The following is a 15,580-nucleotide window of genomic DNA, read 5'->3' as shown; positions in this document are numbered from 1 at the left end:
CTTTTCTTTTAAAAAGCGTTAAGTGTTAGACTCCATTTTTTTACCAATGAATTTTAATTGTTTATTAATTTCATCTTTAGATACTTCTTTTTCCTTAATTTTTCTTTCGAGTTTTTCGAGTAACATAAAGATTTTTTTATCTGTACTGACACGAACATCGAAAGTAGGGTGCTCATCACTTAGTTGCTTTTGAAGTTTGCTGCGCAACGGCTTTAATCCAAACCTTTCGTGATGCTCAGGTGTAACTGCTATGTAGAGATCTAAATTTGAATTCACTGCTGTGCTTTTTATAATTTCATCCATAGCGAGAGCTCTTTTCTTCGCTCCTTGTGATATAGATTGATTAAAGGATTCCGTACTCGTCTTTGTTAACTTTGGACCTTTTTCTTTCTCCGTTCGTTTTGCTTCTTCTTTCACTTTTTTATCTAAAGGACTATTATCACATCCGGTAAAAGAGCTAAATAGAAGTGCAAATAATGCGGTTATGAGGCCGAGTTTTCGCATAATTATCATTCCATTTCTATTGCAATATGTAATGTGATAGAAAAAGGATGACTGCATATCATCCTTTTTCTATTTCACAGCAAGATTGGTTCGTTATTGCTGTGAGTATTGTGGTTCTTCTTGTTGGACTTCTTCAACACGTGGGTTTAAAGAATCGATAATCGTTTGTGTTTGCTGCGCAGCTGTTTGGAAAAGTTGCTTAGCTTGTTGGTTATCCGTATCAAGAGCGAATCCCTCTAAGCTAGCTTGGGCACTTTTTAATCCAGAAACAGTCTGCTTTAATTTTGTAATTACAGTCATTGAATGAAGCCCCCTTTGGAATATCAATTCAAAGATTATAATTTGTGAGTTGGGGTGAATTTATGATTGGAAAATTTAGGGGTGAAATAGATTTTATATGCTTTTAGCTAAGATGCATAAGGTATTACGGGGATATTTTTATTGATTTAGATGGATTTTATTGCTATTATTATGAGAAGAAAATGAAGTGTTTTCTATAATCATGCGCCCATAGCTCAGTCGGATAGAGCGGTGGTTTCCGGTACCACGTCTGCCGGGGGTTCGAATCCCTCTGGGCGCGTTAAAAAGTCCTAACTTACGTTTTGTAGGTTAGGACTTTTTTTATTTATCTCATTATTTAAGGGTTAAACAAAACAAACTGATGGAAGTTTCATTTTATATGTGTACTTTCAAAATGCCTTGTCTCATTGCTTCTGTTAAAGCTTCGGAGCGTGATCCTACTTTTAATTTTTTGAAGATTTTTGTTAGGTTGTATTCTACAGCTCTTGAACTCATGTACAGTTCATCAGCAATTTGTTTATTGCTACTTCCTTTAGAGACGGATTCTAAGATTTCTAATTCTTTTTGTGTAAGAAGAGCGGTTTTATTTTTAAGTTGTTGAGTTGTTATATCGTCTGTACGTAGTTGACGTAATAACGAAATAGGAAGTAAAGTATATCCGTTTACAGCTGCACGAATTGCCATTAATAGCTCTTGTTGAGAAGCTGATTTACTAATAATGCCGCTGATACCAGAGTTTATTAATAAATTGAATTGGGATACGTATTCAAAACCTGTATATAAAATGATTTTTGCATCTGTTTGAATATGTAATATTTTCTGAGCGAGTTCAATACCACTACAATTGGGCATATTCATATCCAAGAGGTATACGTCAAAAGGTGTAGCGTCACTTTTTATGAGTGCTTCCTGTTCATTTAAAATATATTCTGCTTGCATATCTTCTTCTAATTCAATCATGCTCTTTGTTCCTTCGCCTACAATTTGATGATCATCTACAATTAATACTCGAATCATTATTTACCACCTCGGAACTGTAATGTTTATTTGAAGTCCTTTTTTAGCTTCGGATACTATATGTATTTCTCCACCAATTGATTGAAGCCTTCCTTTTATACCGGAAAGCCCCATATGCTGCTTAGGAGAGTAGGGAGTGTCTATATTAAAACCTTTGCCGTTGTCTCGGTAGTCTAGGAAAATACAGTTATTCTCTTCCCATAAAAAAATCGATACGATGGTTGCCTCGGAATGTTTATCTGCGTTTGTTAGTAGTTCTTGAATGATACGATATAAAGATAAAATTTTGTCAAAATCGTAATGATGTTCTTGAATTGATTCATGATCAAATTGAATTTGAAACTGCACACGCAATTGTGTTTGGGCTAGCAATTCTCTTAATGCACCAATTAAACCAGCATCTGATAAAAGTGATGGACGCAATTCATTACATGTGTCGCGAATTTGTTGTATTACATCGTGCATACCGAAATGGATTTTTTTTAGTTCATTTTTTAATTCTAGTGGAACGGATTTGTTTTTTAATAAAGAGTCTAGTTTGCGGTACCATACAATTTGATCTTGTAATGCAGAGTCGTGTAAATCTGAAGCAAGTCGGCGCCTTTCTTGTTCAGAAATTTGAAAGAGTAGGCGTGATAAGCTTGCAGAATTTGTTTTGGATTCTAAACTCTCCTGCTCTAGAGAATGAATAATTTCATTAATGGTATACAAGTTTTCGTAAATAAGACGGACGTATGTCGTGACAGTGATGAACCATGATTTTTCATGCGTATTATATTTAATATTATTCACTTTTGTTCCAATCCAGATGTAGTGTTTTATATGTTTAGTAGAGTATAAGTAAATACCGATGCATCCATCATCCTCTAATAAATCATTAATTAGTAATGCTGCCATACTCCATTTTTTCTTTTTAGAAAGTGTGAAATCTTTCGTTTGTCCATATCCGTTGCATTGTGTATATGTGTTTTCTTTCATATCATATTGAACAAATTGAATAAAAGAAGGTTTCAACATTGAAACGATTTCATTAGTGAATTTTTTCTCTAACTCTTCTGTTTTCATAATAGATGATAGCTGTGCGGTAAACTGTTCAATGTTTACGTATAAGTTTGTTTTAGTCCGAAAGAGGTGATTACGAAATGTAAAATCTAATCTTTCTTTTAATATGAGAAATAGAATATTTAACGGAAAAATAATAATAAAACTTTGCAGCAGTCGAGAGAGAAAATTGTCTTTGTAATAAATGCTCCAGCTCGTAATGATTGCAATTAATAGAGTTGGAATTAGTGACAGAAATGCGTAATACCGTAAACGATCAAATACAAACTCTATATCAAAAATCTGCTTCGTCGCTACTAAATAAAAATAACCGATTGGAAGAGCGATTAGGAACATAGCGCCAATATCTGCTGAGAGAATCGGTGTTCTGAATATTGCATCTGGAAGAGCATAGAGTGTAACGAACGGAAAGAAGGCAATGGAATGAATCGTGAGCATTAATTTTAAAAATGGTTTATGTACTGTACTGTGATATTTGATATAGGCACGGATTAAAAAATATATACAAAAGATAATATTTATTGAAAGGTAAATTAGTTCTAATCCATCGGTATTAACTATTGGAAATGGAATGAACATCGTTAAATTAGAGAGTAATAGTAAAATAATTCCAATTGCAATATCGATTTTTAGAAATCTCATAGAAATGACGTATAGTTGCTTTTTCTTGAATAATTCATTCAACAATAAAATGAGAGACATAGGTGTACCTTGAAATACAATACTTAAAATAATGAGAGCGATAAAATCACCTTTACCAGATTCAACTGCAATTAGAAGACTTGAGGAAGTCATGAATAGAAACGTGATCAAAAAGAATGTTTCTCGGTTCAAAGGCTTCTTTGTATAAAGAAAAATAGATAACCCTAAACAAATAAAAGCGAGTAGGAAGGGGAAGTATACAGAAATGATTTTGTCACGATAATCAATGAAATGTTGTGTTCCTTTATAGGCTTGGGTGATATCGTCTTTTTTAATTTGTATTTCAGATGCATTTAGTGATTGGTTTTGATATTCAGGAAGTATTCCTAAATGAGGCTTTTCCTTATTAATCGAATAGATTATATCTCCTTCTTTTAAGTCCGTATGAAAAGCCCAACCGGAGGATTTAATTTTTGCTATTGTGTATGTAGCTGAGTCTGTTTTAGAAATAAAAACTCCACTATATGGTTGGTTTATTTTATATAAGATATAGCCTTGTAAGCAAAAATACAGGATAGTTACACATAAAATGAAAACGAAGTTACGTTGTATCTGCAACGGTTTGGACACCTCTCTTTGTAGGTATATCATTTAATTTCTGAATATTTTTATAATAACATTTAAGAAGTTTTCATACAATCAACTTCATCTGTTGAAATTGCGGTGAACCACATAAGAGTGGTTCGCTTTTTTACGGTAAATACAGTACGGATTGCGGACAATAGCATCAGAAAGAAGTCTATGATAAAGATACAACTTAACAAGTAAATGAAGGAGGCAATAGTGATGAAAAAGTTTTTTTTGATGATAGGCGGGATTGTATTAGGAATGGCGGTTATTTATTTCGTAAAAAGCTAAAAGGAGCTGTTATGGATGGCATTTGAAATTCAAGGATTAAATAAAACATTTGGTGAATATAAAGCCGTTAATGATTTAAATATACGTGTAGAAGAAGGTGGAATTTTAGGGATGCTGGGCCGAAATGGTGCTGGTAAGACGACAACGATTCGTATGATCTTAGATTTAATCAAACCGGATAGCGGCCAAATTCTATGGAATAATCGCCCTTTTTCAAAGAAAGACCTATCTATTGGCTATTTACCAGAAGAGCGTGGATTATACCCGAAAATGAATGTAGTGGAGCAATTGGTGTATTTCGGCAAGTTAGAAGGAATGCCAGCTAATCTTGCAAAAAGGCATGCGTTACAGTGGCTAGAAAAATTAGAAATGACACCACATTTAAAGAAGAAAACAGAGGAATTGTCAAAGGGAAATCAACAAAAAATTCAATTGATTTCAGCGATATTGCATAATCCGGAATTCATCATACTAGATGAACCATTTAGTGGATTGGATCCTGTAAATGCAGAGATGTTAAAAAATGTTGTGCTCGAGTTAATCGCGCAAAGAAAAACGATTATCTTCTGTAGTCATCAAATGGACAGTGTAGAAACGTTCTGTGAGGAAATTTGTATTATGAAAAATGGTCAACTTGTATTATCGGGTGCCTTGTCAGATATTAAGAAAAGTTATCAATACAAATATATGACGTTGCAAACGGAAGGGGATATTGAACCTATTCTTAAGAAGAAAAATTTCAATTTTGAAAAAGTTAATCGTACGTTCATGATTAAAGTTAATGATGGAGAGGATGCATTTTCGCTGCTTGAAGACATTAAAACTAAACAATATATCCGAGATGTTTCTATTAAAGAACCTTCTTTACATCAAATCTTTGTTGAAAAGGCGGGTGCATAAGTAATGAGGAATTTCTGGATTGTTTTAGGGCAAACGTATTGGGATCGTGTGAGGACGAAAATATTTATTGGGATGACATTGTTATTAATAGGGGGAGGGATATTCTTATTCTCCTTTCCAACTTTAGTACAAAAGTTTTCTGGAGAGAAAGAAAAAGCAAAAGTTGTATTTATTTCCGAAGCACCTAATGTTACTTTGGATCAATCTAATCTTAGTAAAGCTCTTCCAGAATGGGATTGGTCTTTAGGCGATAAAACAAAATTAAATCAATATAAGCAAGATTTGTTAGATAAGAAAGTCGAAGCGCTCTTTATATTAAAAGAGGGTGCGGGTGCTGAACCAGTATTAGATTACTTTATGAAGGTGGATAATCCTAAGTTGATTCAAAGTGCGCAGGTCTTTGTACAAAATCAGTATTTTCAAAGTGCAGTAGTTAAACAACAGTTATCAGAAGAGGCTGTGAAATCACTGACGATGAACGTGCAAGCAAAAAAGCAAAACTTAAATAACGAAGAAACAAGCTCATTCTTACTGGTGTATTTATTAGTAGCGATTATGTACTTAGCAATTACTTCGTATGGAAATGCGATTGCTACAGCGGTAGCGTCAGAGAAGGCGTCGCGTGTTATGGAAGTGATGGTAACGAAGGTGTCGCCTGTTCACATGGTCTTTGGGAAGATATTAGGAGTCGGTCTTGCTAGTTTGACACAGTTATTTATTTTCTTCCTTATTATGGCGCTATATATTAAATCTGGAATTTTTAAGGTATCGGATTCGTTTTTTGGAGTGAATATTGATGTAAATATGATTACAGGTGAGCATGCTGCATATTTCTTGTTATATTTTGTTCTCGGTTACTTCGTTTATGCGGCACTTTTCGCAGTGTTTGGTTCTATGGTAAGCAGGCCAGAAGAATTATCCGGAACAACGATGCCGATTACTCTTATATTGATGGGAAGCTTAGTGGTGGAGTTATTAGTAGTACTTGATAACCCTGAAGGGCTAGTATCAAGGGTGACATCATATGTTCCGTTTACAGCTCCAATTAGTATGGTAGTTAGGATTATTAATGGGTCTGTGAGTGGTATGGAAATTGCAATGTCTATATTGGTTTTGTTAAGTAGTATTAGCCTGATTTCTTTATTTGCTGCGAAAGTATATCCAAAGGGTATTTTGCGAAGTGGTAAGAGCTTGAAGTTATTTCAGCTTTTGAAAAATAGTTGATTAGTGGAAGAGAAGATGGGATCTTCTCTTTTTTGTTGCTCATTTTAACATCTTGTATTAATATTTACTATTAGTACTTAGTGTTAAATTTTAATGTTATTATTTTCTTTCAATATTATTCAAATTTAGGTTGTAAGTTGTAAATCTCATTAATACATATAAATTAATAATATTTTGGAATGGGTGTCTGTGATAGCATTCTCCTTTTACCAAACTTATTGTACAATAGAAACAAGGGGGAGATTAGTTTGAAGGCAAGTCTTTTACAAGAACAAAGCTTACGTTTGGCAATGACACAAGAGTTAAGGCAAGCGATTACAATGCTCCAGTATAATGTACAAGAATTATCGGAGTTTTTGTATGAGCAATCGTTAGAGAATCCCCTTATTGAGTTAGGTGGTTTTGAGAGGGAGAAGAAAAAGAGCTCTAACAACAGTAAAAGTACCAGCAAACAAGTCGAGAATCAGATGGAGATCTACAGTGTGGATTCTACAACGATTCAGCAACATTTATTAAATCAAATACAGTATTATAAAATAGATGAAGAAGAGCGAAAAGTAGCTTCTTTCATTATTATGAACATGGATGGAAATGGATATTTACAAGAAACGAATGAAGAGTTAGCAGAGCTCCTTTCTGCGCAAATTCATGTAGTCGACCGCTCTGTAGAGCTTGTCCAATCACTGGAACCAGCAGGGGTAGGGGCGCGTAATATTCAGGAATGTTTAACCTTGCAATTGAAGCGCTTACAAAGACGGAATGGATTAGCAGAAGAGGTTGTAGAAGATCATTTCGCTTATTTTGTGAAGAAAGATTGGCGAAAGCTCGTTCAAGTGTTGAAATGTAGTAATGAGGAATTACAGAGTGCGGTAAATTGTATAACGTCATTACAACCAAAACCAGGTCTTGCGTTTTCTTCAGATAAACCACTTTATATTGTGCCTGATATGGCGGTGAAAAAAGATGGCGATCGCCTCGTTTTACAAATGAATGAGAGAAATATGCCGAGAATTGAAATTCATTCTGAATATAGTGCGCTTCTTAATAATAGTGAAAGTGAAGTAGCATCTTACGTATCAGAAAAGTATCAGCATGTGCAGTGGATTATGCGCAGTTTGAAGCAGAGAAAACAGACGCTGCTGCAAGTGATGAATATTATTATGGAAAAACAACGTGATTTCTTCTGGAAAGGTCCAGAGTATTTAAGACCTCTCGCTTTAAAAGAGGTAGCGGAAGAGTTAAGTGTGCATGAATCAACAATTAGTCGTGCGACGCGAAATAAATATGTGCAAACACCACACGGTTTATTTGAGATGAAATCGTTCTTTAGCAATGCCGTTTCGACGACTGAAGATGAAGCAGTTTCTACAAAACGTGTAAAACAATTTATTCAAACGCTAATTGGGGCAGAGGATAAGAAAAAGCCACTTTCAGATCAAAAGATTTCAAAATTATTAGAAGAAGAGCATGAAATTGTTATTTCTCGAAGAACAGTGGCGAAGTATAGAGAACAAATGCATATCCCAGCTTCGTCATTACGAAAAACGATCGGATAGGTGAAGAAGATGAAAGTTGTACTGTATACTAAAAAAGATTGTGGCCTTTGCGTGAAGGCGAAACAAGTTTTACAGGAAGTACAATGTGAATATTCTTTTCAAATCGAGGAAATAGATATATATGAAGATAATGACCTTTTAGAAAAATATCACTTAATGATTCCGGTTGTAGAAATGGACGGAAAACAAGTAGAATATGGTAACATTCACAAAGGTGTCATAATAAACTATATAAAGAATGCAGTTAAGAGTTGAATAAGTTTCTATCTCCTGTTACAATAATACACGTAGCAGGGATTATTTTTTTAACCTATGTGGGACACAAAATGTCACTACGGGACGTAAAGTGACCACAAGGGAAAATGAACCAATGTAGTGAGGAGAAAAGATATGCGCTCATGGATTCAGAATACAAAAAAATTATTACCTGATCTGCTACCTGTTATGCAAACGAGAATGCAAATTCTTCAATACATTAGGCTCATGCAGCCGATTGGAAGAAGAAACTTATCAGCAAGCCTCGGTATGACAGAACGAGTATTGCGAAGTGAAGTTCAAGTTTTGAAAGAACAAAACTTAGTTCACGTCGCTTCTTCTGGAATGACTTTGACAGAAGAAGGAACAGCTTTAGTTCTTGCTTTGGAAGACTTTATGAAAGAAATTTCCGGGTTAAAGGTTTTAGAAAAGCAACTTAAGGAAACATTAGACTTGGATGAAGTTTTCGTTGTCCCTGGTGATAGTGATGAATCACCTTGGGTCAAACTGGAGATGGGCCGTGCTTGTGTGACTTGTATAAAAGACCGTCTGACAGCGAATAATATCGTTGCTGTGGCTGGAGGAACTACGCTAGCTGCTGCTGCGGACATGATGCAACTTGATTGCAAAGATTTACATATGCTATTTGTCCCAGCACGTGGTGGAATTGGAGAAGGTGTTGAATTAGAAGCCAATACCATTTGTGCCAAGATGGCGCAAAATACGATGAGTAATTATCGCTTATTGTATGTTCCAGACCATGTTAGTAGCGAAGCATATGCGTCTATTGTGACAGAGCCTTCCGTGAAAGAAGTTCTTGAGTTGATTCGATCTTCCAATATCGTCATTCATGGAATAGGTGATGCGTTAACAATGGCACGTCGCAGAAGTACTTCAGAAGCAGATTGGTTAAAGATTCAAGCAAGCGAAGCAGTTGGCGAAGCTTTCGGTTACTACTTTAATGAAGAAGGAAATGTTGTTCATAAAGTAAGAACAGTTGGTATGCAACTTGAGGATTTACAAAATGTATCTCACGTTGTTGCAGTCGCTGGAGGTTCTTCAAAGGCAAAAGCAATACAGGCTGTAATAAAGCAAGGGCACACTTCAATTCTAATTACAGATGAAGGTGCAGCAAAACAATTAACAAAGGGTTTTACCCTTTAATATAATCCCCCAAGGAGGAAATTCAAATGACTAAAATTGGTATTAATGGATTTGGACGTATCGGACGTAACGTATTCCGCGCAGCTCTTAACAACTCTGAGGTAGAAGTAGTAGCAATCAACGACTTAACAGATGCTAAAACATTAGCTCACCTTTTAAAATATGACACAGTTCACGGAACTTTAAATGCAGAAGTATCTGCTAACGAAAACAGCATCGTTGTTAACGGTAAAGAAATTAAAGTTATCGCTGAGCGTGACCCAGCTCAATTACCATGGAGCGACTACGGAGTAGAAGTAGTAGTAGAATCTACTGGCCGTTTCACTAAAAAATCAGACGCTGAAAAACACTTAGGTGGATCAGTTAAGAAAGTTATCATCTCAGCTCCAGCTTCTGACGAAGATATCACTGTAGTTATGGGTGTTAACCATGAACAATACGATGCAGCTAACCACAACGTAGTATCTAACGCTTCTTGTACTACAAACTGTCTAGCTCCATTCGCTAAAGTATTAAACGAAAAATTCGGCGTAAAACGCGGAATGATGACAACAATTCACTCTTACACTAACGACCAACAAATCTTAGACTTACCACACAAAGATTTACGTCGTGCTCGTGCAGCAGCTGAAAACATGATCCCAACATCTACTGGTGCAGCTAAAGCTGTAGCATTAGTATTACCAGAACTTAAAGGTAAATTAAACGGTGGCGCTGTACGTGTTCCAACTGCTAACGTTTCTCTTGTTGACTTAGTTGTTGAACTTGACAAAGAAGTAACAGTTGAAGATGTAAACGCAGCATTCAAAGCAGCAGCTGAAGGCGAATTAAAAGGTATCCTTGGATACAGCGAAGAGCCATTAGTATCTATCGACTATAACGGATGTACAGCTTCTTCTACAATCGATGCATTATCTACAATGGTAATGGAAGGTAACATGGTTAAAGTACTTTCTTGGTACGATAACGAAACTGGTTACTCTAACCGCGTAGTAGACTTAGCAGCTTACATGACTTCAAAAGGTCTTTAATTCTTAATTATATAAGTTATCAATGACAAAACGAGGGAGAGGGTTTGTTCCCTCTCTCTCTTCTTTCGTTTTAAAAGCAAATGTGTTAAGCTTTTGAATGGGTTTTGTCAATCCTAACTAGTAGTCGGAGGGAAATCCAATGAACAAAAAATCAATTCGTGACGTAGATTTAAAAGGTAAGCGTGTATTTTGCCGCGTTGATTTCAACGTACCTATGAAAGAAGGCAAAATTACAGATGAAACTCGTATCCGTGCAGCTCTTCCTACAATTCAATATTTAGTAGAGCAAGGTGCGAAAGTTATTTTAGCAAGCCACTTAGGCCGTCCAAAAGGTCAAGCAGTAGAAGAATTACGTCTTACTCCAGTAGCAGCACGTTTAGGCGAGCTTCTTGGTAAAGATGTTAAAAAAGCGGACGAAGCATTCGGACCAGTTGCACAAGAAATGGTTGCAGCAATGAACGAAGGCGACGTATTAGTTCTTGAAAACGTACGTTTCTATGCGGGCGAAGAAAAGAACGATGCAGAACTTGCGAAAGAATTTGCAGCACTTGCTGACATCTTCGTAAACGATGCATTCGGTGCAGCTCACCGTGCTCATGCTTCTACAGCAGGTATCGCAGACTACCTACCAGCAGTATCTGGTCTATTAATGGAAAAAGAGTTAGATGTACTTGGTAAAGCACTTTCTAACCCAGAACGTCCATTTACAGCTATCATCGGTGGTGCGAAAGTAAAAGATAAAATCGGTGTAATTCGTCATCTATTAGACAAAGTAGATAACTTAATCATCGGTGGCGGACTTGCTTACACATTCGTTAAAGCTTTAGGTCATGAAATTGGTCTATCTCTATGTGAAGACGACAAGATTGAACTAGCTAAAGAATTTATGCAACTTGCAAAAGAAAAAGGCGTAAACTTCTACATGCCAGTTGATGTTGTAATCACTGAGGAATTCTCTGAAACTGCAACAACTAAAATTGTTGGTATCGACTCTATCCCTTCTAACTGGGAAGGCGTGGACATCGGTCCTAAAACACGTGAAATTTATGCAGATGTAATTAAAAATTCTAAGCTTGTTGTATGGAATGGACCAATGGGTGTATTCGAAATGACTCCATTCGCAGAAGGTACAAAAGCAGTAGGACAAGCATTAGCAGATGCAGAAGATACATACTCTGTTATCGGCGGTGGTGACTCTGCAGCAGCTGTTGAAAAATTCGGTATGGCTGATAAAATGAGCCACATTTCTACTGGCGGCGGTGCGTCATTAGAATTCATGGAAGGTAAAGAGCTTCCAGGTGTAGTTTGTCTTAACGACAAATAAGTAGCAGCCAAAGAAAAAGGACGGTGCAAAGCATGCGTAAACCAATTATCGCAGGTAACTGGAAAATGAATAAAACTCTATCTGAAGCAGTTAGCTTCGTAGAGGAAGTTAAAGGTCAAATCCCAGCAGCTTCAGCTGTTGATGCAGTAGTTTGCTCTCCAGCTCTATTCTTAGAGCGCCTTGTAGCAGCAACTGAAGGAACTGACTTACAAGTAGGTGCACAAAACATGCACTTCGAAAAAAATGGTGCATTCACTGGCGAAATTAGCCCAGTAGCACTTAGCGACTTAAAAGTTGGCTATGTAGTACTTGGCCACTCTGAGCGTCGTGAAATGTTTGCTGAAACAGATGAGTCAGTAAACAAAAAGACTATCGCAGCATTTGAACATGGTTTAACACCAATCGTATGTTGTGGTGAGACTTTAGAAGAGCGCGAAAGCGGAAAAACATTTGATCTAGTAGCAGGTCAAGTGACAAAAGCACTTGCAGGTTTAACAGAAGAGCAAGTTAAAGCAACTGTTATCGCTTATGAGCCAATCTGGGCTATCGGTACAGGTAAATCTTCTTCTTCTGCAGATGCAAACGAAGTATGTGCGCACATCCGTAAAGTTGTTGCAGAAGCTGTTTCTCCAGAAGCTGCAGAAGCTGTTCGTATCCAATACGGCGGTAGCGTAAAACCAGAAAACATTAAAGAGTATATGGCACAATCTGACATCGACGGCGCTTTAGTTGGCGGTGCTAGCTTAGAGCCTGCTTCGTTCTTAGGTCTTCTGGGGGCGGTAAAATGAGAAAGCCAACAGCTTTAATCATTCTTGACGGTTTCGGACTTCGTGAAGAAACTTACGGGAATGCTGTAGCACAAGCTAAGAAACCTAATTTTGATGGTTACTGGAACAAATTCCCTCATACAACGCTTACAGCTTGTGGCGAGGCGGTAGGTCTTCCAGAAGGTCAAATGGGTAACTCTGAGGTTGGTCACTTAAATATCGGTGCTGGCCGCGTAGTATATCAAAGCTTAACACGCGTTAACGTTGCAATTCGTGAAGGTGAGTTCGATAAGAACGAAACTTTCCAAAATGCAATTAAAAGCGTAAAAGAAAAAGGTACTGCACTTCATTTATTCGGTTTACTTTCTGACGGTGGTGTGCACAGTCACATGAACCATATGTTTGCTCTTCTTCGCTTAGCAGCAAAAGAAGGCGTGGAGAAAGTTTATATCCATGCATTCTTAGACGGCCGCGATGTTGGACCACAAACAGCAAAAGGTTATATCGATGCAACGAATGAAGTAATTAAAGAAACAGGAGTAGGACAATTCGCGACTATCTCTGGTCGTTATTACTCTATGGACCGTGACAAGCGTTGGGATCGCGTAGAAAAATGTTACAGTGCTATGGTGAATGGTGAAGGCCCTACTTATAAATCAGCAGAAGAGTGTGTAGAAGACTCTTATGCGAACGGTATCTATGATGAATTCGTATTGCCGTCTGTAATTGTTAACGAAGATAACACGCCAGTTGCAACAATCAATGATGATGATGCAGTTATCTTCTATAACTTCCGTCCAGACCGTGCAATTCAAATTGCTCGTGTATTTACAAACGAAGACTTCCGTGAGTTCGATCGTGGTGAAAAAGTACCTCACATTCCAGAATTCGTATGTATGACACACTTCAGTGAAACTGTAGATGGTTACGTGGCATTCAAGCCAATGAACCTTGATAACACTTTAGGTGAAGTTGTTGCGCAAGCGGGATTAAAGCAACTTCGCATCGCGGAAACTGAAAAGTATCCGCACGTTACATTCTTCTTTAGCGGTGGTCGTGAGGCTGAATTCCCAGGAGAAGAGCGTATCTTAATTAACTCACCAAAGGTTGCAACGTATGACTTGAAACCTGAAATGAGCATTTACGAAGTAACGGACGCTTTAGTAAATGAAATCGAAAATGATAAACATGATGTTATCATTCTTAACTTTGCGAACTGTGATATGGTTGGCCATTCTGGGATGATGGAACCAACAATTAAAGCAGTAGAAGCAACTGACGAATGTTTAGGAAAAGTTGTAGAAGCGATTCTTGCAAAAGATGGTGTAGCACTTATTACTGCTGACCATGGTAATGCTGATCAGGAGTTAACTGCTGATGGCGGTCCTATGACAGCTCATACAACTAACCCGGTTCCTTTCATCGTTACAAAAAATGATGTAGAGCTTCGTGAAGGTGGTATTTTAGGAGATATCGCTCCAACAATGCTTACACTTTTAAATGTGGAACAACCGAAAGAAATGACAGGTAAAACAATTATTAAATAATTTGCTTATATAAAAAGGAGAGAATTTATTATGTCAACAATTATTGATGTTTATGCTCGCGAAGTCCTTGACTCTCGTGGTAATCCAACTGTAGAAGTAGAAGTTTACACAGAAAGCGGCGCTTTCGGACGCGCTATCGTACCAAGTGGTGCATCTACTGGTGAGCACGAAGCAGTAGAATTACGTGACGGTGACAAATCTCGTTACCTTGGTAAAGGTGTTGTTAACGCAGTAAACAACGTTAACGAAATTATCGCTCCAGAAATCGCTGGTTTCGATGTAACTGACCAAGCTGGTATCGACCGTGCTATGATCGAATTAGATGGCACTCCAAACAAAGGTAAACTAGGCGCTAACGCTATCCTTGGTGTATCTATGGCAGTAGCTCACGCAGCAGCTGACTTCGTAGGTCTTCCATTATACCGTTACCTTGGTGGATTCAATGCAAAACAATTACCAACTCCAATGATGAACATCATCAACGGTGGTTCTCACGCTGATAACAACGTTGACTTCCAAGAGTTCATGATCTTACCAGTTGGTGCTCCAACATTCAAAGAATCAATCCGTATGGGTGCTGAAGTATTCCATGCACTTAAAGCTGTATTACATGACAAAGGTCTTAACACTGCAGTAGGTGACGAAGGTGGATTCGCTCCAAACCTTGGTTCTAACCGTGAAGCTTTAGAAGTAATCATCGAAGCTATCGAAAAAGCTGGTTACAAAGCTGGCGAGAACGTATTCTTAGGAATGGACGTTGCTTCTTCTGAGTTCTACAACAAAGAAACTGGTAAATATGACCTTGCAGGCGAAGGCCGTACTGGCTTAACTTCTGCAGAAATGGTTGATTTCTATGAAGAGCTTTGCAAAGACTTCCCAATCATCTCTATCGAAGATGGTTTAGACGAAAACGACTGGGATGGTCACAAATTATTAACTGAGCGTATCGGTGATAAAGTACAATTAGTTGGTGACGATTTATTCGTAACTAACACTCAAAAACTTGCTGAAGGTATCGAAAAAGGTATCTCTAACTCAATCTTAATTAAAGTTAACCAAATCGGTACTTTAACTGAGACTTTCGAAGCTATCGAAATGGCTAAACGTGCTGGTTACACAGCAGTTGTATCTCACCGTTCTGGTGAAACTGAAGATGCTACAATCGCTGACATCGCAGTTGCAACTAACGCTGGCCAAATCAAAACTGGTTCTATGAGCCGTACTGACCGTATTGCTAAGTACAACCAATTATTACGCATCGAAGACGAACTAGGCGAAATCGCTGTTTACGATGGTATCAAATCTTTCTATAACATCAAACGATAATTGTAGAAAATAAACGACAGACCGTGAGAAATCACGGTCTGTT

14 protein-coding genes and 1 tRNA gene are annotated in these 15,580 nt (G+C 37.4%); 11 read left to right on the top strand and 4 right to left on the bottom strand.

The genetic code is table 11. The features are described from left to right. Positions 1-18 precede the first annotated feature (18 nt). Together AC1Q51_RS16305 and AC1Q51_RS16300 are read right to left on the bottom strand one after the other, a co-directional pair. Entirely contained in the window at positions 19-504 is a 486-nt protein-coding gene (locus AC1Q51_RS16305) for a YhcN/YlaJ family sporulation lipoprotein (protein ID WP_001228546.1), read from the bottom strand. A 93-nt stretch (positions 505-597) separates the two neighbouring features. Further along, complete coding sequence (locus AC1Q51_RS16300; RefSeq protein ID WP_000216166.1) at positions 598-804, bottom strand: DUF1657 domain-containing protein; 207 nt, start codon at positions 802-804, stop codon at positions 598-600. A gap of 204 nt (positions 805-1,008) precedes the next feature. Here AC1Q51_RS16300 and AC1Q51_RS16295 point away from each other — a divergent pair. Continuing rightward, positions 1,009-1,084 (top strand) — tRNA-Arg (locus AC1Q51_RS16295). A 95-nt stretch (positions 1,085-1,179) separates the two neighbouring features. Here the strand turns inward: AC1Q51_RS16295 and AC1Q51_RS16290 are convergent. Next, positions 1,180-1,821, bottom strand: coding sequence for a response regulator transcription factor (locus tag AC1Q51_RS16290; RefSeq protein ID WP_098235684.1), 642 nt, complete (start codon positions 1,819-1,821; stop codon positions 1,180-1,182). A 3-nt stretch (positions 1,822-1,824) separates the two neighbouring features. Further along, positions 1,825-4,176, bottom strand: coding sequence for a sensor histidine kinase (locus AC1Q51_RS16285; RefSeq protein WP_400606304.1), 2,352 nt, complete (start codon positions 4,174-4,176; stop codon positions 1,825-1,827). A gap of 282 nt (positions 4,177-4,458) precedes the next feature. Between AC1Q51_RS16285 and AC1Q51_RS16280 the strand changes: the two genes are divergently transcribed. From AC1Q51_RS16280 to eno, 10 genes are all read left to right on the top strand, one after another. After that, positions 4,459-5,343 (top strand): ABC transporter ATP-binding protein, encoded by an 885-nt coding sequence (locus AC1Q51_RS16280; protein ID WP_000863493.1) that lies wholly within the window; start codon positions 4,459-4,461, stop codon positions 5,341-5,343. A 3-nt stretch (positions 5,344-5,346) separates the two neighbouring features. Further along, positions 5,347-6,567: an ABC transporter permease gene (locus tag AC1Q51_RS16275; protein ID WP_098250817.1), complete on the top strand. Its 1,221-nt coding sequence runs from the start codon at positions 5,347-5,349 to the stop codon at positions 6,565-6,567. Between the two features lie 248 nt (positions 6,568-6,815). Next, positions 6,816-8,123 (top strand): RNA polymerase factor sigma-54, encoded by a 1,308-nt coding sequence (gene rpoN, locus AC1Q51_RS16270; RefSeq protein ID WP_098235681.1) that lies wholly within the window; start codon positions 6,816-6,818, stop codon positions 8,121-8,123. Positions 8,124-8,132: 9 nt separating this feature from the next. Continuing rightward, positions 8,133-8,378, top strand: a complete 246-nt coding sequence (locus AC1Q51_RS16265) for a glutaredoxin family protein (RefSeq protein WP_000869730.1) — start codon at positions 8,133-8,135, stop codon at positions 8,376-8,378. Positions 8,379-8,513: 135 nt separating this feature from the next. Then, positions 8,514-9,542, top strand: coding sequence for a gapA transcriptional regulator CggR (gene cggR / locus AC1Q51_RS16260; protein WP_001258185.1), 1,029 nt, complete (start codon positions 8,514-8,516; stop codon positions 9,540-9,542). Positions 9,543-9,568: 26 nt separating this feature from the next. Further along, a complete protein-coding gene (gene gap / locus AC1Q51_RS16255; RefSeq protein ID WP_000161234.1) occupies positions 9,569-10,573 on the top strand; it encodes a type I glyceraldehyde-3-phosphate dehydrogenase in 1,005 nt (334 codons plus the stop codon). 139 nt (positions 10,574-10,712) lie between these two features. Further along, the gene (locus AC1Q51_RS16250) at positions 10,713-11,897 is read left to right on the top strand and encodes a phosphoglycerate kinase (protein ID WP_001036331.1); all 1,185 of its coding nucleotides are present in this window, start codon (positions 10,713-10,715) and stop codon (positions 11,895-11,897) included. A gap of 32 nt (positions 11,898-11,929) precedes the next feature. Next, entirely contained in the window at positions 11,930-12,685 is a 756-nt protein-coding gene (gene tpiA, locus AC1Q51_RS16245) for a triose-phosphate isomerase (RefSeq protein ID WP_001231038.1), read from the top strand. Continuing rightward, positions 12,682-14,211, top strand: coding sequence for a 2,3-bisphosphoglycerate-independent phosphoglycerate mutase (gene gpmI / locus AC1Q51_RS16240; protein WP_001231158.1), 1,530 nt, complete (start codon positions 12,682-12,684; stop codon positions 14,209-14,211). Before tpiA ends, gpmI begins: the two co-directional genes overlap by 4 nt. A 30-nt stretch (positions 14,212-14,241) precedes the next feature. Continuing rightward, positions 14,242-15,537 carry a phosphopyruvate hydratase gene (eno, locus tag AC1Q51_RS16235; protein WP_000103951.1) on the top strand — a complete coding sequence of 432 codons (1,296 nt, stop codon included), beginning with the start codon at positions 14,242-14,244 and terminating at the stop codon, positions 15,535-15,537. Positions 15,538-15,580: the final 43 nt, after the last annotated feature.

It is taken from the genome of Bacillus sp. MT94 (assembly GCF_058792475.1).
This window is presented reverse-complemented; position numbering and strand designations above follow the sequence as displayed.